This is a genomic window from Sphingomonas changbaiensis NBRC 104936, from assembly GCF_000974765.1.
Taxonomy (GTDB): domain Bacteria; phylum Pseudomonadota; class Alphaproteobacteria; order Sphingomonadales; family Sphingomonadaceae; genus Sphingomonas_B; species Sphingomonas_B changbaiensis.
Genome location: NZ_BBWU01000019.1, coordinates 83852 through 107183 on the forward strand (window position 1 = coordinate 83852; position 23332 = coordinate 107183).

The following is a 23332-nucleotide window of genomic DNA, read 5'->3' on the forward strand; positions in this document are numbered from 1 at the left end:
GACGCAGTCGGGCCACCACGTTACCGCTCCGGCGCGATGCGATGCGGACGATTGTCCACAGCTCCCTCGCGCGTACGCGTGCGCGCGGGGTGGCGTTTCCGGCGCAGCCCCGTTAGGACAATGTGATCCGGCGCATCCTGCGCCCCATCAGCAATCACCGGAACCGAAACTTGGCCACTCTGCCGCCGCCTTCTGCCCCGTCCAGCGACATCGAACCCGTCAATATCGTCGACGAAATGAAGTCGAGCTATCTCGACTATGCGATGTCGGTGATCGTCGCGCGGGCGCTTCCCGACGTGCGCGACGGGCTGAAGCCCGTTCACCGCCGCATCCTCTATGCCTGCCAGGAGGCGGGCTATGTCGCCGGCCGGCCGTACCGCAAGTGCAGCCGCATCGTCGGCGACGTGATGGGTAAATATCATCCGCACGGCGACGCCGCGATCTACATGACGCTGGCGCGCATGGCGCAGGACTGGTCGATGCGGGTGATGCTGGTCGACGGCCAGGGCAATTTCGGATCGATGGACCCGGACGAGCCGGCGGCGATGCGCTACACCGAGGCGCGGCTGGCCAAGGTGACCAACGCCCTGCTGGAAGACCTCGACAAGGACACGGTCGACTTCCAGCCCAATTACGATGCCTCAGAACGTGAGCCGCAGGTGCTTCCCGCGCGATTCCCGAACCTGCTGGTCAACGGCAGCGGCGGCATCGCCGTCGGCATGGCGACCAATATCCCGCCGCACAATCTCGGCGAAGTCGTCCGCGCCTGCCTCGCCTTCATCGACAATGGCGCGCTGACCGCCGAAGAGCTGATCCAGTATGTGCCGGGCCCGGACTTCCCGACCGGCGCGATCATCCTTGGCCAGGGCGGTGCCCGCAACGCCTACACCACCGGCCGCGGATCGGTGATCGTCCGCTCGCGCCACACGATCGAGGAAGGCCGGGGCGACCGCCGCTCGATCGTGCTGACCGAAATTCCCTACCAGCAGGGCAAGAACGCGCTGGTCGAGCGCATCGCCGAGGCCGCCAAGGACAAGCGGATCGAAGGCGTATCAGACATCCGCGACGAATCGAACCGGCTCGGCGTCCGCATCGTGCTGGACCTGGCGCGCAACGCGCAGGTCGACGTGGTGTTGAATCAGCTCTGGCGCCACACGCCGGCGCAGCAGAGCTTTTCCGCCAACATGCTCGCGATCCGCGGCGGCCGGCCGGAGCTGCTGAACCTCCGCGACATCATCGAATCCTTCGTGAAGTTCCGCGAGGAAGTGATTACGCGGCGGTCGAAATTCGAGCTCGCCAAGGCCCGCGACCGGGCGCACATCTTGCTCGGCCTCGTCATCGCGGTCACCAACTTGGACGAGGTCGTGCGGATCATCCGCGCCTCGGCAAGCCCGGCCGAAGCGCGCGCCGCGCTGCTCAACCGCGAATGGCCGATCGCCGAAATCGCGCCCTATATTCGCCTGGTCGAGGCGATCGAGCATGAGGTGGAGGGCGACAGCTATCGTCTTTCTGACGCCCAGGTGCGCGCGATCCTCGACCTGCGCCTGCATCGCCTGACCGCGCTCGGCCGCGACGAAATCGGCGGCGAGTTGCAGGAGCTGGCGACCAGCATCGGCGCGCTGCTCGAGATCCTTGGCGACCGCGCGAAGCTCTACGCGGTCATGCGCACCGAACTCGAGGCTGTCGTCGCCGAGTTTGACACCCCGCGCAAGACCGAGATCGCTCCCGCCTTCGACGGCATCGAGGACGAGGACCTGATCGAGCGCGAGGATATGGTCGTGACCGTGACCCTTGGCGGCTATATCAAGCGCACGCCGCTCGATGCCTTCCGCGCGCAGAAGCGTGGCGGCAAGGGCCGCGCCGGCATGGCGACCAAGGATGAGGATGCGGTCACTGAGCTGTTCGTGACTTCGACCCATTCGCCGGTGCTGTTCTTCTCGACCCTCGGCCGCGTTTACCGGAAGAAGGTCTGGCGCCTGCCCGAAGGCGGCCCGGCGACACGCGGGCGGCCGATGGTCAACCTGCTCCCGCTTGCCGAAGGCGAGACGATCACGACCGTGCTGCCGCTGCCGGAAGACGAGGAGAGCTGGGGCGATCTCCACATCCTGTTCGCGACCGCGCATGGTACTGTCCGCCGCAACTCCATGGATGCGTTCAAGAACATCCCGACGGCGGGCAAGATCGCGATGCGCTTCGGCGAGGATGAGGACGGCGATGCTTCGGACCGGCTGGTGGGGGTCGAGCTGCTGACCGAAGGTGACGACGTGCTGCTCGCCACACGCGGGGGCAAGGCGATCCGCTTTCCGGCGACGGCGGTGCGCGAGTTCCAGAGCCGCACCGCCACCGGCGTGCGCGGCATCAGCCTTGCAGCGGGAGACGAAGTGATCTCCCTTTCGATCCTGCAGCGTGCCGGGACGACCCAGGAAGAGAAGGAGGATTATCTCCGCTTCGCGCCGTGGAAGGCCGAAAAGGATGGCGAGCCGTCGCTGTCCGCCGACCGGTTCGCCGAAATGGCGGACAAGGAGCAGTTCATCCTGACCGTCACCGCCAACGGCTATGGCAAGCGCAGCTCCGCCTATGAATATCGCCGCACCAACCGTGGCGGCCAGGGCATCACCAACATCGTGATGTCGGAGCGCAACGGCGACGTGGTCGCCAGCTTCCCGGCGAAGAACGGCGAGGAGATCATCCTCGTCACCGACCAGGCAAAGCTGATCCGCACGACCGTGGGCGATATTCGCGTGATCGGCCGCAACACCCAGGGCGTCCGCCTCTTCCACGTGGCCGACGACGAACATGTCGTGGCCGCGGCGAAGATCGACGAAAGCGAGGAAGAGGATGCTTTCGAGGAAAATCGCGATATCGCGCCCGAACCCGGCGCGACGGTGGGCGAGGACCTGGCCTCGGGTGAGGAGGACGGCTCTCCGTCACCTGATCCCGACGTCTCTTAACGGGTCTGAGTTCGTTCAGATTCGAAAGGCTATTGCGATCCGCTCATGTTGCGTTTGCTCACCCTGATCGTCGCCCTTGTCGCCACCCCTGCGCTCGCCGCGCCGCGGGTGGCGATCAAGACCACGCTCGGCACGATCGTGGTCGAGCTCGCCGAAAAGCAGGCGCCGATCACGACCAAGAATTTCCTGCACTATGTCGAGGCGGGGAAGTTCGACGGCACCGATTTCTACCGCGCCGCGCGCTCGCCTTCGGCGCCGCAATTCGGACTGATCCAGGGCGGCATCGATCACAATATGCGCCGCGCCTTCTTTTCGATCGATCATGAGCCGACCAGCAAGACCGGCCTGAAGCATCTCGACGGCACCATATCGATGGCGCGCAACGCGCCGGGCACCGCGATGGGCGACTTCTTCATCTGCGTCGGCGCCCAGCCCTCGCTGGATGCGCGCGGCCAATATCCCGGCTACGCCGCCTTCGGTCACGTCGTCAGCGGCATGGGCGTGGTGAAGAAGATCCTTGCCGCCCCGACCTGGATCGGCCGCGGCCGCGGCGCGATGAAGAACCAGGTCATCAAGCAGCGCATCCCGATCATCTCGGCAAAGCGCATCCAGTAGAGCGGCCGAGGTGCACGCCGGGGGCTATCCTGGCAGTAGCAAAAAGCGCCGCCGGTTCAGGGCCGGCGGCGCTTCCTTCACCCCCCTTGGTGATGGTTCAGGCGTAGGTGACGACCGGGCGATTGCGCCGGCGCGAGGCCGCGCCGATCAATCCGAAGCCACCGATCATCAGCGCCCAGGTCGCAGGTTCCGGCACCGCGCCGGTCGCAAGATTGTCGAACTCGAACGAGTTCTGTGACGACTGGAACACGGCCCCCACGATGCGCGGGCCGGCCGCTGCCGTGAACGTCACGACGCCATTGGTTTCGCCGCTGATCTGGTTGCCGCTGGGGAAGTTCAGATCGTTGATGATCTGGCCGCCGATATAGGCCTGGCTGGTGCCGTTTTCATATTTCAGCGTCAGCGTGTTGTAGGTGTCGAGCGACCCGAGCACGAACGAGAACGCCTTGGTCGGCCCGAAGTCCGCGGTATAGGCGCCGCCGGTCAGCACCGAAGCGAAATTGCCCGTGCTGCCGAACGCCGGGCGTGCCGACTGGCCGCTCACGCTGTCGTTGTAGACGAATGCGCTTGGTCCGATTGCTCCGCCGGGCGTGCCGGGCGCGAACCCTTCGAAATCCTCGATGATGCTGGCGTTGGCGGGCAGCGCGCCCGATCCACCGTGAAACGACACCGTCGTGGTCGCCGACGCCGGCAACGCGAGGACAACAGCCATCGCTCCGGCCGCAAAAGCAACAGACCCGTTCATGCTCAACCCCTTCTCACACGCAGTCCAATCTGGTGCGAGACTCATACCGCGCATGAAGCCTGCTTACGAACGCGTTAACCTAACTATTTCAAACCGTCTCCATACGGCACGTTAACTCTTCCCGCTTGCAGTCGCCTGCTGCTTTACTTGGCCTTTTCAGCCCGCGAACAGGTCGACCACCTCCGCATTCGGAAATGCGGCAGCGATCAGCAGCGTGCGGTGGCACATTGCCGGATCGCGTTCGAAGCACAGCAATGCGGTCGGCTTGTCTGCGATCATCCCCTCCAGCGCCGCCGTTTCGGCCTGCGCTTCGGGAAGCTCCAGCTGGCCGGCATAGACGCGTTCTAGGGTCGCGCGGTCGCCCTTCTTCGCCGCATCGCGGCCGGGCTTGGGCGTGCCGAGCGCGCGCAGGTGACGATAGCCAATCCCCGCTTCGGCCAGACTGGCGGCGAGCGATGTCTTCGAAAACCCCGGCCTGCGCGATGCTGCGATCGCGCGCACGTCGGCGACCTGCGCCACCCCGGCCCGCGCCAGCGCCGCCAGCACCTCGTCGACAGTCGCTCCTTCATAGCCGATCGTGAACACGCGCATCCCGGTCTCCTGTCCAACGCCCTCTTTCCGCAGGATACATCCTGTGCCACACTCGTTGAAAGAACAGGGGAATCATAGGGAGGACCGCTTGGGGAAAGTTCCTGCCGCCAATCTGCATTCGGGCTCGTCGGCTCCGGAGGGGCCGGGCTTTCCCTCACCGTCCGGCCCGTCGGCTTTCCAGCGCGAACTCGACCGCGCCCGACGTCATCTCGCCAAGCTTGAAGCGGAAGACCAGCTTCGCCGCCAGCAGCCTGCGGTGGAGGACGATGTCAGCTTTGATGAATCGCCAACCTTCGTGCGCGTGTGCAACCTGCTGATCTGGGCGATCGTGCTGCTTCCGGTCGCCCTTGCCGTGTTCGCGCTCGCCCGCCGGGTCGCCGGCTAAGGCCGCCACCGTCCACCTACATCCCAGGCAATCAGTGCCTGGCCGCCGAAATAGAGCGGCCACACCAGCAAGCTCGGCACGATCGACCCCGCAAGCGGCCCCAGCCGCGCGAAGATGAGCAGGTCGGATACCACGAACATCACCGCGCCCACCGCCGCCAGCCGATAGCGGCTCATCAGGGCCGCCGCCGCCATCGCCGATACGGCCAGCCCATAGACCGCTACGCCCGGTGCTGCCGAGCGATCGGCCGGCAGCAACGCCGCGGCGCCGACCACCGCCGGCACCAGCAGCAGCGGCCACCAGCCCGCCTTGGGCCGTCGATTGCGCAGATACAGGAAGATCGCGACCAGATGTCCGGCCAGGAACACCGCGCCGCCGATCTCCAGCCGCGCTGCCTCCAGCAGCACGTCGCCTGCGGCACCGAGCGCCAGCACGGCCGCCAGCAGCCGCCCGTTGGCGTCACGCGCCCGCACCGCCGCCCAGAGCGCGAGCAGCCCTACGCCGGCACCTTTCCAGGCGACGAGCAGAACCGGGTCGAGCGCCAGGTGCGATCCCGGCCAATAGCTCAGCCCCGCAACCAGCGCGGCCACGAACAGTGCGTCCACCTTGCCTCCCCTTCCCCGCGCTCCTAATCGCCGCACGCGACATGGCAACACACGACATTCACATCATCGGCGGCGGCCTCGCCGGATCGGAAGCGGCGTGGCAGCTGGCCGAAGCCGGCTTTCGCGTGCGGCTGTCGGAGATGCGAGGCGTCGAGGGCACGCCCGCGCATCAGACGGACGGTCTGGCGGAACTGGTCTGCTCGAACAGCTTTCGGTCGGATGACGCCGATAACAATGCGGTCGGCCTGCTGCATGCCGAAATGCGCGCGCTCGGTTCGCTGATCATGCGCGAGGGCGACCGGCACCGCGTGCCCGCCGGCTCCGCGCTAGCGGTCGACCGCGACGGCTTTTCGGCAGGCGTAACGGCAGCACTCGCAGCGCACCCGAATGTCGAGATCATGCGCGAGCGGGTCGACGCCCTGCCCGCCGGGCCGGCGATCGTCGCGACAGGGCCGCTGACGGCTGCGCAGCTTGCCGGCTCGATCGGCGCTGCAACCGGGCGCGACAGTCTCGCCTTTTTCGACGCAATCGCGCCGATCGTGCACCGCGACAGCATCGACATGGAGGTCGCCTGGTTCCAGTCGCGCTGGGACAAGGGCGACGGCGCCGACTACATCAACTGCCCGCTGGACCGCGACCAGTACCAGGCGTTCGTCCAAGGGCTGATCGACGGCGACAAGACCGAGTTCAAGGACTGGGAGCGCGACACGCCCTATTTCGAAGGCTGCATGCCGATCGAAGTCATGGCGTCGCGCGGGGTGGAGACGCTGCGCCACGGCCCGATGAAGCCGTTCGGCCTGCGCGACCCGCGGACGGACAAGCGTCCCTATGCCGTCGTCCAGCTTCGCCAGGACAATGCGCTCGGCACACTGTGGAACATCGTCGGCTTCCAGACCAAGCTGAAGCATGCCGAGCAGGTGCGCCTGTTCCGCACCATTCCCGGCCTTGAAGGCGCCGAGTTCGCGCGGCTGGGCGGCCTCCACCGTAACACCTTCATCCGCTCGCCCGAGCTGCTCGACGCGCAGTTGCGGCTCCGCTCCGCCCCGCAGATCCGCTTCGCGGGCCAGATCACCGGCTGCGAGGGCTATATCGAAAGCGCCGCCGTCGGCCTGCTGGCAGGACGTTTCGCCGCAGCCGAGCTCGCCGGCCACGCGCTGGAGCCGCCGCCCTCCACTACCGCGCTCGGCGCTTTGCTCGGTCACATCACCGGCGGCGCGGCGGCCGACAGCTATCAGCCGATGAACGTCAATTTCGGACTGTTCCCGCCGCTCGCAACGGAGTCGAAAAAGGCCGAACGCAAGCTGGCGCTGACGTCGCGGGCGCGGCGGGATCTGGAAGGGTGGGTAGCTCGTCACCCCACCCCGTTCGCTTCGAGCGAAGTCGAGAAGCACGAGCTCGGAGCTAATCGTTTCTCGACTTCGCTCGAAACGAACGTTCCGATTTAATCGTCGCCACGATTCTTGCCGCTCTCGGCGTGAGTGGGGCCGCCAAGATTTTAGCCCATGCACGCGCCGAACTTCTCATTGTTCGTTAAAGCGAGCCGTATAACCCCCCGCTCAATGCGAGAAATCAGTAGGTCAGGCCTGTTGCTGCTCGCAGTATTCTGTGCCCGTTCTTCAGGTCATTCAGCCGCAATGGCGCGGCCCCGCTGGCTGGGTGCGGAGCGGCACGGAATGCCGAGCAGATTGCAGCGCGTCCGTAACCCTTCTTGCGAGCGACCCAGGACTCTCGCGATATCGACGAGGTACTCGCCCGCCTCGCAGCGGCGGCGAAGCTCATCGTCATCTTCCGAAGTCCATCGAGCATGCTTGTTCGGGCGATCCTGCACTACCGACCTCCGGCTACGAGTCGCTCGTCTACCCCGGCGCCGTTAACCTCTGCTTAAGCTTTGTTACGGGATCGCAACATGTTCCATCAAAGCCCGAGCCGCCAAGCGATTGGTCAGCGGAGATAGCCGGTGTGCTCCAGGATCTTGGCACCCAATCCGATTAGGGCAACGCCCCCGATGAACTCCACGACCGAGCCGAAACGTGCGCCGATCGCGCGGCCGACGAGCATGCCTGCGGTCGACATCAGGAAAGTGGCAGCACCGATCGAAAGGGCAATGACGATGATGTTTGCGTTCAACAGCGCGAGCGTCACGCCAACAGCGGCTGCATCGATGCTGGTGCCCAACGCCGTCACGACAAGCCGAACGCATTTCGCGATCGGGATGGCGCGGAGTCCGCGCTGTCCTCGCTATCGAGCGCCGCCTCGATTACCATCTTGCCACCGATGACGGCGAGCAGCGCGAAGGCAATCCAGTGGTCGACCGCCGCGACATAGCCCGCCGCAGCGACACCTAAGACCCAGCCGATCAGCGGCGTGATTTTCTCGGCGAGACCGAATACAAGCCCGGCTCGGATTGCCTCGACCGGACCCGGCCGCTTCGAGGCGCCCCTACCGATCGCAGCAGCACAGGCGTCGGCGGACATACTCAGCGCCGCACGGCAATGGACAGAGACTCACGCATATCTCCGCCGGACGCAAAACCGCGCGTCCGGTCCGGCCGGCACGGCCCCGGATCGCGCTGGTCTTGCAAAGCGGAACGGTCCCGCCGGCGCGCCACGCGCCCCAAGGCGCGAGTATGTTGACGCCTCCCCGGCAATTCGCGCCGGAAGCTACTTCCCAACAGCAGCTCAGCTAAGCTCTTGAGGACCGATTGCCAAGACGAAGGCAGCCCCGATCGGATCAAAGAGTAGGTAACCGAGCCGGGTATCGATCTGCTGCGGCCGGTCGGCCGTCGAAGGCGCCTGATGAGATCGGCAAAGGCGCGACTTGGCCGCACAACAGTTCGTTGGCCATCTCAGCTCGGGACAACTTCGCCTCTCATAAAGCGGGATTCACACGCGACCACAACAAGGCGCCGCCGTGGCGGCGCCCAGATCAGACCAGGAGGGGCTTAGGCCTGAATCGACCGATGTCGGCGAACGGAGCGATGGCCCCCGCCCCCGCATCCACGCCGATTACATAAAGGCCGGGATCTGCAGGATTGATCGTCCCCGCCAACGTACCCCGAGCAGGAATTGCGACGCAGCGCTGTCGAATTTCGCCGAGAAGCTGAGGACGTCGAGATCCGCGTCGTGTGGTCCGATATAGCTGGGCAGGAAATCGCCCAACGGATCGGACACGGTCGCGGCTACGGCCGGAGTACACGCCAACGCAACGCGAACGAGTGCGACGAACGCAAGATAGTTTCGCATATGCGTGCTCCTCTCATTGTCCCCGCTCGTGTTACTCGCCGTCGGTCTGCGCCAACGGTCTGGTTATCGCTGGGGCACCTCCACCGGCTCGTTGCCGGGCACCTGGAATGGCGGCATCCGTCCGGACGCACGAGCATGGTCGATAAACTGATGCTTCAGCGCCGCGCCGACGTGCAGCACCACCAGCGCGATCGTCACGAAAACCAGCAGCATGTGAGTCGTGCCAAGCCCGTCGCCGGCGGATACCGGTAGGCCCGGGATCAGCGGGAGGGAGACGCCGCCGGCCAGCTTCGTCACGCCCGAATGACCGGCCGAGATCGTCGCCAACCCGGTCAGCGGCAGTGCGATCAGCAACAGGTAGAAAGCGCGGTGGTTCCAAACCGCCGCGATCCGTTCCCAGCGCGGCAGGCTCTCGGGAAAGGGCGGCGGCTTGTGCATCAGCCGCCAGGCGAGCCGGATCAGGCTTAATACAAGGATCGTCGCGCCCACCGTCTTGTGCCAGGTGAACAACTCGCTCCGTGCAGGCCCGCGCTCCATGTCGGCAAAGGTGAAACCCAAATACAGCTGGGCGAGCACCAGCACGACCGTCAGCCAATGCAGCGTGATCGCGCCGTTGTTGTAGCGCAGCAGCGCACTTCGCTGATCGGTCGCCTCGGGTACGGTCGCCATCTCTCTTCTCTCCTTCCCGATCAAGAAACGATAATCTTGCCGGTCATACCGAACGCCGAATGCATGAAGTGCGAGTAATGGACCTTGTAACTCCCGGCGTTTTGCGGCGTCAGCATCACGTCGACCGGCGCGCCGCCCTTCAGCTCGACTTCGCCGCCCTTCATCTTGCCCGCATCCTCGGGCGCGATCCGGGCATCGGCGAAGAAGGCCTTGGCGACGAAATCGTGGCCGCCATCGGCCCGGTTCACGAAGTGCAGGCGATAGACTTGCCCGTCCTGCAGGCTGATTATCGCCGGTGTGAATTTGAAGCTGGACAGATCGATCTCGATCTCCCGCGCTCCCGAAGGCGACGCTTGCGCAAGCGCCGCGTCGCACAGCGGAAGGGCACAAAGAAATACGGACAGGATAGCGGTTCGCATCAGTCCTGCTCCCTTCGAGACCGTCCCCGCCGCAACGCGCTGCGTAACGATCCTTGCGTTCGGGTTGCCCAGGTATTGGATGCCGCTCCCAGGCTGAGGTTCCCACATTTCGCGACGCTTGCAGCGTACGGTCTTCGACTGCCCGAAGGACGGACGACCGACGGCAATTGAGCGTGGTCCAAGACTGCCTTCCTCGATCACAAGATCGCGCCCCATGTATCGCTCGCCGAGGTAGAAATCGGGATCGAGCGGAACCTTGGGAGCGGTCAGGCGATCCCGAAGCGGCCCCCCGCAGTGCAGCTTCGGCGCGTTGACCGCGGATTGAAGCGCTCACTCTATAAACGGAAATGGCGCACCCAAGAGGATTCGAACCTCTGGCCTCTGCCTTCGGAGGGCAGCGCTCTATCCAGCTGAGCTATGGGTGCGTTGGCGCGCGCTTAGCAGGCTCGTTCGCGCTGTCCAAGCCTTTCGCTCAGCCGCGCGGCGGAAGCTCGATCGGCTGGAACGGCGCAAGGCCACAGCTCGCGCCGCGGCTGATGCCGGGGCTTTGCAGCACGGTGATGATGTCGGTCGCGCACAGCTGGCTGAGCGAGGTCGAATAGGTGAAGCGCTGCTCGAAGCCGAGATTGGGACAATCCTGCGGCAGCACGACGCGGTAGCTCCAGCGATGGCCGTTGCCGAAATCGATCACGCGATTGCTGAGCACCCGGCTGTTGCGGATCGCGGTCAGGGGGACGCAGCTCTGCGGCGCGCCGGTCAGACGGGCACCGTCGCCATAGCTCTGGCCGTCGGCGGACAGCACCGCCGCCGCTTCGTTGCGTTCTGTCCGGGCCTGCTGGTTGCTGGACATCATGCAGGCCGACAGGCTCACGGCGGCGGCGGCGACGAGAAGGAATGCGCGCATCGGACGTCCTCCCATTGATCGATGATAACGCTTCTGCCTCTCAGCAGGTGCCGTCAAGCGGGCGGCGGCGTCTTCGGCTGGTAGGGGCAGAGGTCTGCGACCACGCAGCGCCAACAGTCGGGCTTCCGCGCCTTGCAAGTGTAGCGGCCATGCAGGATCAGCCAATGATGCGCGCCGAGCCTGAACGGCTGCGGCACGACCTTTTCCAGCCCCAGCTCGACCGCGAGCGGTGTCTTGCCCGGCGCGAGGCGCGTGCGGTTGCAGACGCGGAAGATGTGGGTGTCGACGGCAAAGGTCTCGGCGCCGAATGCGGTGTTCATGACCACGTTCGCGGTCTTGCGGCCGACGCCGGGCAGCTTCTCCAGCGCCGCGCGGTCCGCAGGAACCTCGCCGCCATGCTCGTCGATCAGCGCCTGGCTCAAGGCGATCACATTCTTCGCCTTGGTATTGAACAGGCCGATCGTCTTGATGTGCTCCTTCAGCTGCGCCTCGCCGAGCGCGACCATCTGCTGGGGCGTCGTCACCTTTTCGAACAGTCGTCGCGTCGCCTTGTTGACCCCGGCGTCGGTCGCCTGGGCGGAGAGCACGACCGCTACCAGCAGCGTGTAGGTGTTGATCGATTCGAGCTCGGTTTCGGGCGAGGGGTCGTCTTCCGCCAGGCGGCGGAAGAACTCGAACACGTCCGCCTTCTTCATAGCATCGAATCGAGCGCGCTGGCGAGCCGCTCCAGCCCCGCTTCGACGATGTCGGTCCGGCCGCCCACGCCCATGCGGAACCGATCAGGCGCGCCGAAGAAACGGCCGGGCACGATCGAGGTATCGTAGCGCTCGCGAAGCAGGCGATTCAGGGCATCGACGTCGCCGTCGATCAGCCGCGGAAAGGCCGTGATGCCGCCGGTCATCGGCACGTATTCGAGGTCGTCGCGGCTGGCGAAGAAGGCATTTGCGAGCGCGCGGTTGCGCTGCAGCAACTTGGCATTGCCGGCGGCGATCTCGTCCAGATGTTCGAATGCGACCAGCGCCAGCCGCTCGGCCGCGTGGGACTGAGCGACGCCGAACAGTTCGTTCAGCCGCCAGATGCGCTCGGCCAGCGCCGGATCGGCCAGGATCCAGCCGCAGCGGATGCCGCTCAGGCCATAGCATTTGGTGAGGCTGGATGTGACGACGAAGCGGTCGCCGAGCAGCGCCGAGGTCCGCTGCGGCGGGATGGCGGCGTCCAGATACACTTCGTCCACCACCACATGCGCGCCAACGCGCTCGGCGATCGCGCCGATCTCCTGCAGCACCGTCACGTCGGCAAGGTTGCCGGTCGGGTTGTGCAGGTTGGTGAGCAGGATGACACGCGTGCGCTCCGTCACTGCCGCCTCGACCGCAGCCGGGTCGATCGCGAAATCGGGGGCGCGGCGCTCGAGCGAGCGAATCGTCGCGCCAAGATGCTCGGCAGTCGCGACCATCGGTTCATAGACCGGGTGCTCGGCCACGACCTCGTCGCCCGGTGCGATCAGCGCCGAGAGGGCCAGCATGTTCGCCATCGAGGTTCCGTCGGCGAGCACGACGCGATCCGCAGTCACGCCGGCATGGCGCGCGATCGCCTCGCGCAGCGGCGGATAGCGATAGCGGCTCTGCCCATCCAGCTCGAGGTCGGCGATATCGAGCGGAAAGCGATCCAGATGGCAGGGCGGCACTTCGCTCGAACCCAGCGCATAGCGGACCGGCGCCTGGTTCTTCGCCCAATACATGTATTCCGACGCCATCACTCTCACGCCCGTGTCCTCCGTCGCAGCCAGAACAGGCACACCGGCACGCCCGCAAGCAGGATACCGAAACCGATCGCGCTGTTTACGGGATTGTTCCAGATCGTTCCCGCGACCGTTACGGCGCAGGCGAGCACGAAGAACAGGGTCGTCCAGGGATGGCCCGGCGCACGGAACGAGCCGCCGGCCGGATCGCGGCGGCGGAACACGAACAAAGCCGCGCCGGTCAGGCCGAAGAAGATGAAGTCGACCGAGACGACATAGCTGAGGATCTGGCCGTAAGTGCCGCTCACGGCGATCAGGCAGGACGCGAGGCCCTGCAGCACGATTGCCGCCACGGGCGCGTGGGTACTGGGGCTGACGGCGGCGATCCGGCGGAAGAACAGGCCGTCCTCCGCCATCGCGAAATAGACGCGCGGCGTCGTCAGCATGCCCTGGCTGAGGAAGCCGAGCGCGGAGATCGCGATGCCGAGCCCGATCAGCGCCGCCCCTTTGTTGCCAAGCGCCGCCCGCATGACGTCGCTCGCCGGCGTCGGCGATTGCGCCAGACCCGCCGGCCCGAGCACGACTACACAGGCCAGCGCGACCAGCGCGTACAGCGTCACCACGCCCAGCACGCCGAACAGCAGCCCGCGCACCAGGTCGCGCCTGGGATCGCGCATTTCGCCCGAGACGAAGCCAGAGGTCTGCCAGCCGCCATAGGAGAACATGACAGGCGTCAGTGCGGCGCCGATCGCGGCGAGCGTGCCGACCTGTGCCAGTCCGGACGGCGCGGCGGGGGTTCCGGACGAAGGCGGCGCAAGCAGCAATCCGCACGCCACCAGCATCAGGATCGCGCCGATCTTCAGCACCATCAGCAGGCTCTGCACCGTCCCGCCCGCGCGCACGCCCAGGCAGTTGATCGCGGTCAGCAGCGCCAGCGCGGCAACCGCAAGGGACCATTCGGGCGCGCCCAGCGCCCCCAGATCGAGGACATAGCGCGCGAACGTGATCGCCACGGCCGCCATGCCCCCGGACTGAATCACCAGCAGCAGCGCCCAGCCGTAGAGAAAGGCCGGCACCGGACCCCAGGCGTCGCGGATATAGGCATATTGGCCACCGACTTCGGGCCGGCGTCCCGCAAGCTCCGCATAAACGAAAGCGCCGGCGATCGCGATGAGCCCGCCGATCAGCCAGACGCCAACGATAAGGAACGGCGTCGAGACGTGCCGCGCGACCTCGGCCGGATTGACGAAGATGCCGGAGCCGATGATGCCGCCCATCACCAGCATGGTGACGTCGAAAAGGCCAAGGCGCCGGACCAGCGTCGGCTCGGCAGGCGCTTCGTTCACAGGCCGAGCACGTCCTGCATCGTGTAGCGGCCCACCGGCTTGTCGCGGAGCCACAGCGCGGCCTGGACCGCTCCCCGCGCGAAAATGACGCGGCTTTCGGCCCGATGGCCGAGTTCGATCCGTTCGCCTTCGGTAGCGAAGATGACCATGTGATCACCTGCCACCGAACCGCCGCGGAGCGAGGCAAAGCCGATCGTGCCTTCCTCGCGCCCCTCGGGATGATCCCCCATCCTGTCGAAGCGGGCGAGCTCCTTCAGCATCGACCCTCTGCCCTTGGCTGCCGATTGCGCGAGGAGCAGGGCTGTGCCCGAAGGCGCATCGACCTTGTCGCGGTGGTGCATCTCCAGCACCTCGATGTCCCAATCCGGCCCCAGCCGCGCCGCCGCCTGCTCGACCAGCCCGCGCAGCAGGTTCACCCCCAGCGAAGTGTTGGCCGACTGCAGCACCGCGACATGTCTGGCTGCTTCGTCGATCGCGGCATGATGCTCTGGCTTGAGCCCCGTCGTCCCGACGACGATCGGCCGCTCCGCATCGACAGCGATCCGCAAATGGCGCTCCAGCGCGGCGGGCGCGGAAAAGTCGATCAGCACACTGCTCGCCGCAGCAAGGGCGGCAGCATCGGCGTGATCGCCGTGCACGCCTCCCTTGCGATCGATGCCGCCGGTCACCGGAATGCCGGCTTCGGCGGCGGCATTGCCGATCGCGTGCCCCATCCGGCCGGTGACGCCCAGAATCCCGATCCCCTTCATGCCCCCCTTCTTCGGGGAAAATCCGGGGATGAACAAGGCGGGTGAACAGGTCTATGATGACGATGCCGAAACGGAGTCGCTCGATGCGCTATCTGTTGCTTGCCCTGACGCTGCTCGCCCTCACTTCCTCCGCCCGCGCGCAGGCGCCGGACTGGGGCACCGCGCATGAGATCGACGTGCACCTGTCGAACTTCCATTTCACGCCGGACAAGATCCAGATGAGGCATGGCGAGGCGTACCGCCTGCACCTCGTCAACGACGCGAGCGGCGGCCATAATTTCGATGCCGGCACTTTCTTCGCGGCAGCCCAGATCGCGCCGTCGGACCAGGCCAAGGTCAAGAAGGACACGGTCGAGCTGAAGGGCGGCGAGACCGTCGATATCCGGCTCGTCGCGCCGGCGGCGGGCACCTACAAGCTCCACTGCTCCCATTTCCTGCACAGCAGCTTCGGCATGACCGGCGAGATCGTCGTCAGTTGAGAGGCGCCGTGCCCAAGTCGGAATGTTCGACAGGCGCGGCCTGATTGCCGGCGGCGCCGCGCTGGCGCTGGTCGGAACCGGGAAGGCGGCGCCGCGCCTGCCGAGAAGCCTGACCGATACGCTGACCGCCCGAATGGCAGAAGACAAGGTCGTGGGCGCGGCGCTGAGCGTCGTGCGTGGCGGCGCGATTGTCGCATTCTGGGCGCACGGGCTCGCCTCGATTCCGTTCGACGTGCCCGTGCGCCAGGACACGCTGTTCCAGATCGGATCGGTCGCAAAGCACGTGACCGCGCTGGCCGTGCTGCAGCTGATGGAAGCGGGTCGGGTCGCATTGGACGACCCGATCGGGCGGCACGTGAAGGATCTGCCGCAACATTGGCGACGGATCTCGATCCGCAACCTGCTCCACCAGACCTCCGGCCTTCCCGACTATGTCGATTTCCTGTCCGACTGGGACCGGCGGCAACCCCGCAACGTCGTCACCTTCGCGCTCGGCATGATGCCGCTGCTCTTCGCGCCCGGCGAGGCGTGGCATTATTCCAACACCAATTATCTCGTGCTCGGCTGGCTTATCGAGGACGTGTCCGGGCAGAGCTATGCCGATTATGTCCGCCTGCGCCTGTTCGCGCCGGCCCGCCTGCCGGAGGCGCGAGCCGACGCGGCACAGCACCCTGTCGCGAACCGCGCCGAACCGTATGACGCGACCGAGGGGGAGGTACGGCATGCGGTGCGAATGGCCGACGACGTGTCCGCCGCCGCGGACGGCGGACTGTTGTTCAGCGCCCGGGACTGGGCGCCGTGGAGCCGCGCGCTCGCTGCCCCGGGCCTCGTCTCACAGGGCTCGCTCGATGCGATGTTCACTCCGGCCATACTCAGCACCGGCCGCGAGGTGCCATACGGCTATGGCTGGTTCCTGGGTAAAACGCGCGGTGCCCCTTATCACTGGCACAGCGGCAGCGTGCCGGGTTTCGTCACCCAGGTGACGCGGCTCCCCGCGCGCGACCTGCTGGCGGTGCTGACGATCAACAGCACGACCGGCGACGGCACGCTGGCCGATGTGCCGATGATGGCGATGGAGGCGATCGCGCCGGGATCGACCTATCTGTCGCTGCCGGACGGCCCCGAAGCGACTGAACCGCGCCGCTCCCGCCTTGTTGCGATGCTGACCGGCGGCGGACGCGATGCCGATTGGATCGCGCCCGAACTCGCCCGCGAGTTCCGGGCCGTCGCGCCGCATGACCCGCCCGCGATCTATTCGCCGATCGCGGGCATTCGGCTGGTCGAATCCTACCCGGCCGTGGGCGGGACGATGGAGCGATACCGGGTCTCGGCCGGAAATCGGGATCGCTACGTGCTGGCGGGCTGGACGTCGGACGGCCAGCTGTTCATCATCGCCTGATGCGCAGGATCGAGACCATCGTCGTGCTGACCGGCGCGGGCGTGTCGGCCGAAAGCGGCCTGGCGACGTTCCGCGGTCCCGATGGATTGTGGGAGGGGCACAGGGTCGAGGAGGTGTGCACGCCGCAGGCGCTGGCGCGCGATCCGGCGCTGGTGCACGCCTTCTACGATGCGCGGCGAGCGAGGCTGGCGGAGGTCGAGCCGAATGCGGCGCACAAGGCCCTGGCCCGTCTCGACGCGGCGTGGCCGGGCGAGCTGCTGATCGTTACGCAGAATGTCGACGACCTGCACGAACGCGCCGGGGCGAAGCGACTGCTGCACATGCATGGCGAGCTGAAATCGGCGCTTTGCGCAGGGTGCGAGGCGCGGATGCCTTGGGACCGTCCTATGTCTCCCAATTCCGTTCGTTTCGAGCGAAGTCGAGAAACGACTAGTCCGAGCGCGCGCTTCTCGACTTCGCTCGAAGCGAACGGGGATTTTACAGCCCCGGAGTGCCCGAGATGCGGGGCCGCGAAGCTCCGTCCCGACATCGTCTTCTTCGGCGAAATGCCATATCAGATGGACCGGATCGACGCGGCGCTCTCGCGAGCCGACCTGTTCGTATCGATCGGTACCTCGGGCGCGGTCTATCCCGCCGCCGGCTTCGTCCAGACCGCCCGCCACTGCGGCGCCTGGGCGCTGGAGCTGAACCTGGAACCATCGGCGGGGAGCTATCTGTTCTCCGAAAGCCGGATGGGGCCCGCGGGGGAACAGGTGCCGGCGTGGGTGGATGAGGTGCTGAAACGCTAACTCCTCCCCGGAACGGGGAGGAGTTTAAGTCACTCCACCCACTCCAGGCCGATATCGCGGTACAGGCCGCGGTCCTCGTCCCAGTCGAGTTTCACCTTCACGTGCAAATAGAGGTGCACCTTGCGGCCGAGCTGGTTCGCGATTTCCTTGCGGGCGCGTTCGCCGATCGCCTTGATCTGCGCGCCGCCCTTTCCGAGCACGATCGCGCGCTGCGTCGGGCGGGCGACCAGGATCTGCTGGTGAATTTCGACCGAGCCGTCTTCGCGTTCCTTATAAGCTTCGGTCTCGACCGCGCTGGCATAGGGGAGCTCGGCGTGGAGCTGGAGGTAGAGCTGTTCGCGTGTCACCTCCGCCGCAAGCATGCGGTCGGTGATGTCGCTGACCTGGTCCTCGGGGAAATGCCACGGCCCCTCCGGCACGCGTTCGGCGAGCGCGCGCTTCAGGTCGGCGACGCCGTCGCCGGTCGCGGCGCTCACCATGAACACGGCCTCGAACGGCAGCGCCTCGGTCAGCCGCTGGGCATGGACAAGGAGCTTGTCCTTGGCCGCGATGTCGACCTTGTTCAGCACCAGCAGCTTCGGCTCCGGGCGGTTCTTCAGCCCCTCGACGATGCTCATCACTTTGGGACCCAGGCCCGCCTTCGCATCGACGATCAGCGCGATCAGGTCGGCGTCGGTCGCCCCGCCCCACGCAGCCTGCACCATGGCCCGGTCGAGGCGGCGCCGCGGCTCGAAGATGCCGGGCGTGTCGACCAGCATGATCTGCGCCTCGCCTTCGATCGCGACGCCCATCAGCCGCGTGCGCGTGGTCTGCGCCTTGGGGCTGACGATCGCGACTTTCTGGCCGACAAGCGCATTGACGAGGGTGGACTTGCCCGCATTCGGCGCGCCGACGATCGCGACCAGGCCGCAGCGTTCGCTCATCCCAATTGCTCCAGCAATGCCTTGGCGGCAGCGGTCTCGGCTTCCTGCTTCGAGGTCCCCTCCGCGCTCGCTTCGCCCGCGCCTTTGATCGAGACGGTGACGGTGAAGCGCGGATTGTGCTGCGGCCCCTCACGCGCGGTGACCGAATACGAAGGCGGTTTGCGCCGGTGGGCTGCGGCCCACTCCTGGAGCGCGGACTTGGGGTGCTGCGGCGCGCGGAGCTGGTGATCGATCCGGCCTTCCCAACGCGCTCGCACGAACTGTTCGGCGACATCGAAGCCGTGGTCCAGGTAGAGCGCGCCGATCAGCGCCTCGACAACGTCGCCCAGCACGTTGTCGCTGTCGGCCGCCCCATCCTCTCGTGCCTGCTTGCCGAGGCGGAGGTGCGGGCGCAGCCCGATTTCGCGTCCGATCTCTGCGCAGACCGTGCCCGTCACCAATGCATTCAGGCGCCAGGACAGCTTGCCTTCCGGCTCGTCGGGGTGGCGCTCGTAGAGCCAGCGCGCCACCACCAGGCCGAGCACGCGGTCGCCGAGAAATTCCAGGCGCTCGTAATTATCCTCCTCGCGACTGCTGTGCGTGGCAGCGCGCTCGTAGAGGCTGAGATTCCCGGGCTGCGCGCCGAGCGTGTCTTCGATCCAGCGGGCGAAATCGTCGCTCATGCCTCGGCCTTGCGGCGGCGGCCGAACCGCGTCAAGCGCGGGCCGGATGAGTGATGCTCGTCTCCGCTTTGCGCCGCTTGCGCTGCTCGGCCTGCCAGTGGCCGTCCAGCTTGCCGGCTATTGGCCGGGGCTGATCACCTGGGATTCGATCCGGCAATACGCCCAGGCGCTGTCCGGCGACTATGACGACTGGCACCCGCCGGTGATGGAGTGGATCTGGAGCAAGCTGATCCTGATCCAGCCAGGCACCGCGCCGATGCTGATTCTTCAGATCGCGCTTTACTGGGGCGGCTTCGTCGCGATTGCCGCCTGGTGCCTGAAAGAGCGGCGCATCCTCGCCTTTGCGGGCGTCCTTGCCACAGCATTGCTCCCCATCCCTCTCGCGCTGCTGGGAGCGATCCTGAAAGACAGCCTCATGGCGGGCGCTCTCGTCGCAGCGACGGCGCTGCTGGTCTGGCGCGAACGGCTGGGCGTGTGGGCGAGCGCGATCGGCATCGCGCTGCTCGTCTTTGCGGCGATGCTGCGGTTCAACGCGTGGCCCGCTTGCCTGCCGCTGATGCTGGCTTTGCTTCCGGGCGCGGCCAAGCGGACGCGGCCCCGCCTCACTCTTTCTATGCTGGTCGGACTGTCGGTGCTCGTCGCGGCCATGCCGGTTGCCAATCGCCTGCTGGGTGCAAAGCGCAGCGGCGTCGAGCTGTCGCTGATCATCTTCGATCTGGGTGGCATCACGCGCTTTTCCGGCGAAAACCAGTTTCCGGATACCGGCGTCGCAAACCCGGTGGCGGTCAACCGCCGCTGCTATTCGCCGATAAAATGGGACAGTTACAGCTTCTGGGCGCGCACCCCGTGCCCGATCACCTTCTACGACATAGACGATGCCTTCCAGGATGCGCACCAGAGCCCGGTGCGCTGGTGGCTAGGCTCCATTGCGGCGCACCCGCTGGCGTATCTTCACCATCGCCTCCTTCACTACAACATCAACACGCGGCTGTTCGTGCAGCATGATGTCGCCATTGACCGCCCCGTCCCCAAGGAGGCGCCCCCTAACGACTGGGGCTTCCGCCTGCCCGGCACAATTGCGCAGCGATGGGTCGATGACGCGGCATTGACCAGCGCGGCGACCCCGCTCGGCTGGCCGGCGGCATGGATGGCGCTCGCCCTCGGCGTACTGCTCGCGACGTGGCGATCCGCGAAAGCAGGACCGGCATTTCCGCTTGCAGCATCAGCATTGCTCTACGGGCTCAGCTATTTCCCGACGAGCGTCGCAGCGGAACTGCGCTATTATCTCTGGACAATGATCGGCGCGGGGCTTGCACTCGCTTTCGCGGCGGATGCGCTGGTGCGGACGCGCGCGACGCTACGGCGCCGGACGATGCTGATGGGGCCTTGGCTGCTAATCAGCGCCCTCTGCGCCGCCGCGCGCCTGGCCGGGTAGATCGCCGCCCTTTACTCGCCCTTTCGCCCGGTTATGCAGGCTGGATGAGCGAAACCGGGATCCTCGCTTTCGGTGCCTATATCCCGCGGCGCCGGTTGCAGCGCTCGGCCATCTTTGCGGCAAACAGATGGTTCGCGCCCGGTCTGGGCGGCCTGGCCAAGGGCGAGCGAGCGGTCGCGAATTGGGACGAAGATTCGATCACCATGGCCGTCGAGGCGGCGCGGGAGTGCCTCACCGGCTTTGACCGGTCGCGCGTGCTCGGCGTGACGGTGGCTTCGACCACCTTGCCCTTTGCCGATCGGCTGAACGCAGGCGTGGTCAAGGAGGCGCTGAACCTCCCCGATGAGACGGCCGCTTCGGATGTGACCGGAAGCCTGCGTGCCGCAACGTCGGCGCTGATCCAGGCACTGGATGGCAGCCGCACATGCCTGATCGCCGCGGCCGATCTACGCAAGGCACGCGCCGCGTCCGAAGGCGAGCTGGCCTATGGCGATGCTGCGGCGGCCATTTTCGTCGGCCCCGGCGAGCTGGTCGCGCGGGTGCTGCACGTCCACAGCAGCACGGTCGACTTCGTCGATCATTTCCGCCAGTCGGGCGAGCCGTACGCCTATGGCTGGGAAGCCCGTTGGATCAGGGACGAAGGCTATACCAAGCTGCTCGGCGGCGCGATTGCCGCGGCGTTGAAGGGCGCGGGGCTGAGCGGCGACGCGATCCGGCACGCGGCGATTCCAGTGACTGCGAAGGGCGTGGCCGAGGCGCTTGCGAAGCGGGCCGGGATCGCCGCCGAAGCCGTGCTCGACCCGATGGGCGCGACGGTCGGGGACAGCGGCGCCGCGCATCCGGTGCTCCTGCTGTGCGCCGCGCTGGAGCGCACCCGCCCCGGCGACCGCATACTCGTGGCCGGTTTCGGCCAGGGTGCGGACGTGCTGATCCTGGAGGCGACCGACGCCCTGGCCCGTCTTGCCGCGCGGAAGGGCGTTGCAGGCCATCTCGCCGACCGGCAGGAAGACGCGAACTACATGCGCTTTCTGTTCCACCGAGGCGTGCTCGACGTGGAACGTGGCATGCGCGCGGAAATGGACCAGAAGCAGCCGGGCACGACGCTCTACCGTAACCGCAAGGCTGTGCTGGGCCTGGTCGGCGGGCGCGACGTCAAGACGGGCACGGTGCAGTTCCCGAAGTCCGAAATCGGCGTGAACCCGAATGACCGGTCGACCGGACCGATGGAGGACTATCCGCTGGCCGACAAGCGCGCGCGGATCGTCACCTACACCGCCGACGCCCTCACCTATTCGCCCGATCCACCGACCTATTACGGTACGATCGATTTCGAAGATGGCGGACGGATGGTCGCGGAGTTCGCCGAGGTCGCGCCCGAGGATGTCGAGGTCGGGGCCGAGATGCGGATGGTGTTCCGCATCAAGGCGGAGGATGAGGCGCGCCACTTCACCAAATATTTCTGGAAGGCCGTACCGGTCAGAGGAGACAGCCATGCTTGACGTCACCCGCAAGGGCATGGACCCGGACATCTACGACGCGTTCATCGAGCAGCTGGACCGCTTCGTGCGCGAGCGGCTGATCCCGGCCGAGGATCGCGTCGAGGAGCTCGGCCGCGTGCCCGACGATATCCTCGCCGAAATGCGCGACATGGGCCTGTTCGGCGTGACGATGCCCGAGGAGTATGGCGGCGCGGGCATGAACGTCAGCCAGTATATCGGCTTCGTCCAGGCGCTCGCTTATGCCGCCCCCGCCTTCCGTTCGATCCTGTCGATCAATGTCGGCATGGTGAACTCCGCGATCTCGAATTTCGGGACGGAAGAGCAGAAGCGCGAGTGGCTGCCGAAGCTCGCCGGCGGCATGGTCGCGGCGTTCGGGCTGACCGAGCCGGACAGCGGCTCCGACTCTGCCGCGATGAAGACGCGGGCCGTGAAGAGCGGCAACGGCTACGTCCTGAACGGCACCAAGCGCTACATTACCAATGCGCCGTTCGCGGACATGATCCTGGTGATGGCGCGCACCAATGCCGAGGCATTACCGAAGAACGCGCACGTGTCCGCTTTCCTCGTCCCTCGCAACACGACCGGTGTCACGATCGGCAAGCCGGACGGCAAGATGGGCCAGGCGGGCGCGCAGATCGCCGACGTGATCCTGGAGGACGTGCATGTCGGCGGCGAGGCGCTGCTGGGCGGTGAGGAAGGCATCGGCTTCCGCGCAGCGATGACCAGCCTGAACAACGGGCGCCTGTCGGTCGCGGGTGCGAGCGTCGGCTATGCGAAGCGCATCCTGGACACCGGCCTCAAATATGCGACGGAGCGGAAGGCGTTCGGCGAGCCGATCGCGAACTTCCAGCTGATCCAGGCGATGCTGGCGGACTCCAAGGCCGAGATCTACGCGGCGGACTGCATGGTGAAGGACGCCTGCGCCCGTGCGGACCGCGGCGAGAATGTGATCGTCGAGGCCGCGGCCGCGAAGATGTTCGCCTCCGAAATGTGCGGGCGCGTTGCGGATCGGGTGGTGCAGATTCACGGCGGCGCGGGGTATCTGAAGGAGTATCTGGCCGAGCGCTTCTACCGCGACGTGCGGATTTATCGGATTTACGAAGGCACGACGCAGATTCTGCAACTGGTGATTGCGAAAAACATGCTGCGAGAGGTTGGGGCGAATGCCTAACTCCTCCCCGGAACGGG

At 66.4% G+C, this 23332-nt stretch carries 25 protein-coding genes and 1 tRNA gene; 10 read left to right on the forward strand and 16 right to left on the reverse strand.

Translation table 11 applies throughout. From position 1 onward, the window contains the following. Positions 1-170 precede the first annotated feature (170 nt). Positions 171-2951 (forward strand): DNA gyrase subunit A, encoded by a 2781-nt coding sequence (gene gyrA / locus SCH01S_RS04640; RefSeq protein WP_046347639.1) that lies wholly within the window; start codon positions 171-173, stop codon positions 2949-2951. A 45-nt stretch (positions 2952-2996) separates the two neighbouring features. After that, a complete protein-coding gene (locus SCH01S_RS04645; RefSeq protein WP_046347608.1) occupies positions 2997-3566 on the forward strand; it encodes a peptidylprolyl isomerase in 570 nt (189 codons plus the stop codon). 97 nt (positions 3567-3663) lie between these two features. On the opposite strand, the gene SCH01S_RS04650 is transcribed toward SCH01S_RS04645, so the two are convergent. Both SCH01S_RS04650 and SCH01S_RS04655 read right to left on the reverse strand, forming a co-directional pair. Further along, on the reverse strand, positions 3664-4311 hold the full coding sequence (locus SCH01S_RS04650) for a PEPxxWA-CTERM sorting domain-containing protein (RefSeq protein WP_169746355.1): 648 nt from the start codon (positions 4309-4311) through the stop codon (positions 3664-3666). Positions 4312-4467: 156 nt separating this feature from the next. Next, a complete protein-coding gene (locus SCH01S_RS04655; protein ID WP_046347610.1) occupies positions 4468-4902 on the reverse strand; it encodes a DUF488 domain-containing protein in 435 nt (144 codons plus the stop codon). Between the two features lie 88 nt (positions 4903-4990). Here SCH01S_RS04655 and SCH01S_RS16315 point away from each other — a divergent pair, with 88 nt between their 5' ends. Then, the gene (locus tag SCH01S_RS16315) at positions 4991-5287 is read left to right on the forward strand and encodes a hypothetical protein (protein WP_157032796.1); all 297 of its coding nucleotides are present in this window, start codon (positions 4991-4993) and stop codon (positions 5285-5287) included. Here the strand turns inward: SCH01S_RS16315 and SCH01S_RS04665 are convergent. After that, positions 5284-5892: a lysoplasmalogenase family protein gene (locus SCH01S_RS04665; RefSeq protein WP_046347612.1), complete on the reverse strand. Its 609-nt coding sequence runs from the start codon at positions 5890-5892 to the stop codon at positions 5284-5286. The genes SCH01S_RS16315 and SCH01S_RS04665 overlap by 4 nt on opposite strands. Before the next feature lie 41 nt (positions 5893-5933). On the opposite strand from SCH01S_RS04665, the gene trmFO reads away from it, so the two are divergent. Beyond that, positions 5934-7337 (forward strand): methylenetetrahydrofolate--tRNA-(uracil(54)-C(5))-methyltransferase (FADH(2)-oxidizing) TrmFO, encoded by a 1404-nt coding sequence (gene trmFO, locus SCH01S_RS04670; protein WP_046347613.1) that lies wholly within the window; start codon positions 5934-5936, stop codon positions 7335-7337. 496 nt (positions 7338-7833) lie between these two features. On the opposite strand, the gene SCH01S_RS17320 is transcribed toward trmFO, so the two are convergent. The 11 genes from SCH01S_RS17320 to dapB form a co-directional block, all read right to left on the reverse strand. Then, the gene (locus SCH01S_RS17320) at positions 7834-8067 is read right to left on the reverse strand and encodes a manganese efflux pump (protein ID WP_281174956.1); all 234 of its coding nucleotides are present in this window, start codon (positions 8065-8067) and stop codon (positions 7834-7836) included. Between the two features lie 5 nt (positions 8068-8072). Continuing rightward, positions 8073-8366, reverse strand: coding sequence for a manganese efflux pump MntP (locus SCH01S_RS17325; RefSeq protein WP_281174957.1), 294 nt, complete (start codon positions 8364-8366; stop codon positions 8073-8075). Positions 8367-8897: 531 nt separating this feature from the next. Next, complete coding sequence (locus SCH01S_RS16320) at positions 8898-9134, reverse strand: hypothetical protein (RefSeq protein ID WP_157032797.1); 237 nt, start codon at positions 9132-9134, stop codon at positions 8898-8900. 63 nt (positions 9135-9197) lie between these two features. Beyond that, positions 9198-9803: a cytochrome b gene (locus SCH01S_RS04680; RefSeq protein WP_046347614.1), complete on the reverse strand. Its 606-nt coding sequence runs from the start codon at positions 9801-9803 to the stop codon at positions 9198-9200. Positions 9804-9823: 20 nt separating this feature from the next. Next, on the reverse strand, positions 9824-10222 hold the full coding sequence (locus SCH01S_RS04685) for a cupredoxin domain-containing protein (RefSeq protein WP_046347615.1): 399 nt from the start codon (positions 10220-10222) through the stop codon (positions 9824-9826). 348 nt (positions 10223-10570) lie between these two features. Then, positions 10571-10647: transfer RNA gene (locus SCH01S_RS04690), tRNA-Arg, on the reverse strand. A gap of 47 nt (positions 10648-10694) precedes the next feature. Then, the gene (locus tag SCH01S_RS04695; RefSeq protein ID WP_157032798.1) at positions 10695-11126 is read right to left on the reverse strand and encodes a hypothetical protein; all 432 of its coding nucleotides are present in this window, start codon (positions 11124-11126) and stop codon (positions 10695-10697) included. Between the two features lie 53 nt (positions 11127-11179). Then, positions 11180-11821, reverse strand: coding sequence for an endonuclease III (gene nth / locus SCH01S_RS04700; RefSeq protein WP_046347616.1), 642 nt, complete (start codon positions 11819-11821; stop codon positions 11180-11182). Next, positions 11818-12879, reverse strand: a complete 1062-nt coding sequence (locus SCH01S_RS04705; RefSeq protein WP_052733777.1) for an aminotransferase class I/II-fold pyridoxal phosphate-dependent enzyme — start codon at positions 12877-12879, stop codon at positions 11818-11820. Before SCH01S_RS04705 ends, nth begins: the two co-directional genes overlap by 4 nt. Before the next feature lie 5 nt (positions 12880-12884). After that, positions 12885-14210: an APC family permease gene (locus SCH01S_RS04710; protein WP_046347617.1), complete on the reverse strand. Its 1326-nt coding sequence runs from the start codon at positions 14208-14210 to the stop codon at positions 12885-12887. Further along, positions 14207-14959, reverse strand: coding sequence for a 4-hydroxy-tetrahydrodipicolinate reductase (gene dapB / locus SCH01S_RS04715; protein WP_046347618.1), 753 nt, complete (start codon positions 14957-14959; stop codon positions 14207-14209). Before dapB ends, SCH01S_RS04710 begins: the two co-directional genes overlap by 4 nt. An 83-nt stretch (positions 14960-15042) precedes the next feature. Here dapB and SCH01S_RS04720 point away from each other — a divergent pair, with 83 nt between their 5' ends. From SCH01S_RS04720 to SCH01S_RS04730, 3 genes are read left to right on the forward strand one after another with little or no spacing between them, the layout of a single operon-like run. Further along, positions 15043-15438 carry a cupredoxin domain-containing protein gene (locus SCH01S_RS04720; RefSeq protein WP_046347642.1) on the forward strand — a complete coding sequence of 132 codons (396 nt, stop codon included), beginning with the start codon at positions 15043-15045 and terminating at the stop codon, positions 15436-15438. Between the two features lie 22 nt (positions 15439-15460). Next, positions 15461-16837 carry a serine hydrolase domain-containing protein gene (locus SCH01S_RS04725; protein WP_046347619.1) on the forward strand — a complete coding sequence of 459 codons (1377 nt, stop codon included), beginning with the start codon at positions 15461-15463 and terminating at the stop codon, positions 16835-16837. Beyond that, positions 16837-17625, forward strand: a complete 789-nt coding sequence (locus SCH01S_RS04730) for an NAD-dependent deacylase (RefSeq protein WP_046347620.1) — start codon at positions 16837-16839, stop codon at positions 17623-17625. The genes SCH01S_RS04725 and SCH01S_RS04730 overlap by 1 nt, the downstream gene beginning before the upstream one ends. A 29-nt stretch (positions 17626-17654) precedes the next feature. Here the strand turns inward: SCH01S_RS04730 and era are convergent, their stop codons facing one another. Together era and rnc are read right to left on the reverse strand one after the other, a co-directional pair. Then, positions 17655-18548, reverse strand: a complete 894-nt coding sequence (gene era, locus SCH01S_RS04735; protein WP_046347621.1) for a GTPase Era — start codon at positions 18546-18548, stop codon at positions 17655-17657. Beyond that, complete coding sequence (gene rnc / locus SCH01S_RS04740; RefSeq protein WP_046347622.1) at positions 18545-19210, reverse strand: ribonuclease III; 666 nt, start codon at positions 19208-19210, stop codon at positions 18545-18547. Before rnc ends, era begins: the two co-directional genes overlap by 4 nt. A gap of 46 nt (positions 19211-19256) precedes the next feature. Between rnc and SCH01S_RS04745 the strand changes: the two genes are divergently transcribed. From SCH01S_RS04745 to SCH01S_RS04755, 3 genes are read left to right on the forward strand one after another with little or no spacing between them, the layout of a single operon-like run. Continuing rightward, on the forward strand, positions 19257-20645 hold the full coding sequence (locus SCH01S_RS04745) for a hypothetical protein (RefSeq protein ID WP_046347623.1): 1389 nt from the start codon (positions 19257-19259) through the stop codon (positions 20643-20645). Between the two features lie 44 nt (positions 20646-20689). Continuing rightward, positions 20690-22144 (forward strand): OB-fold domain-containing protein, encoded by a 1455-nt coding sequence (locus tag SCH01S_RS04750; protein WP_046347624.1) that lies wholly within the window; start codon positions 20690-20692, stop codon positions 22142-22144. After that, positions 22137-23315, forward strand: coding sequence for an acyl-CoA dehydrogenase family protein (locus SCH01S_RS04755; protein ID WP_046347625.1), 1179 nt, complete (start codon positions 22137-22139; stop codon positions 23313-23315). Before SCH01S_RS04750 ends, SCH01S_RS04755 begins: the two co-directional genes overlap by 8 nt. Positions 23316-23332 lie beyond the last annotated feature (17 nt).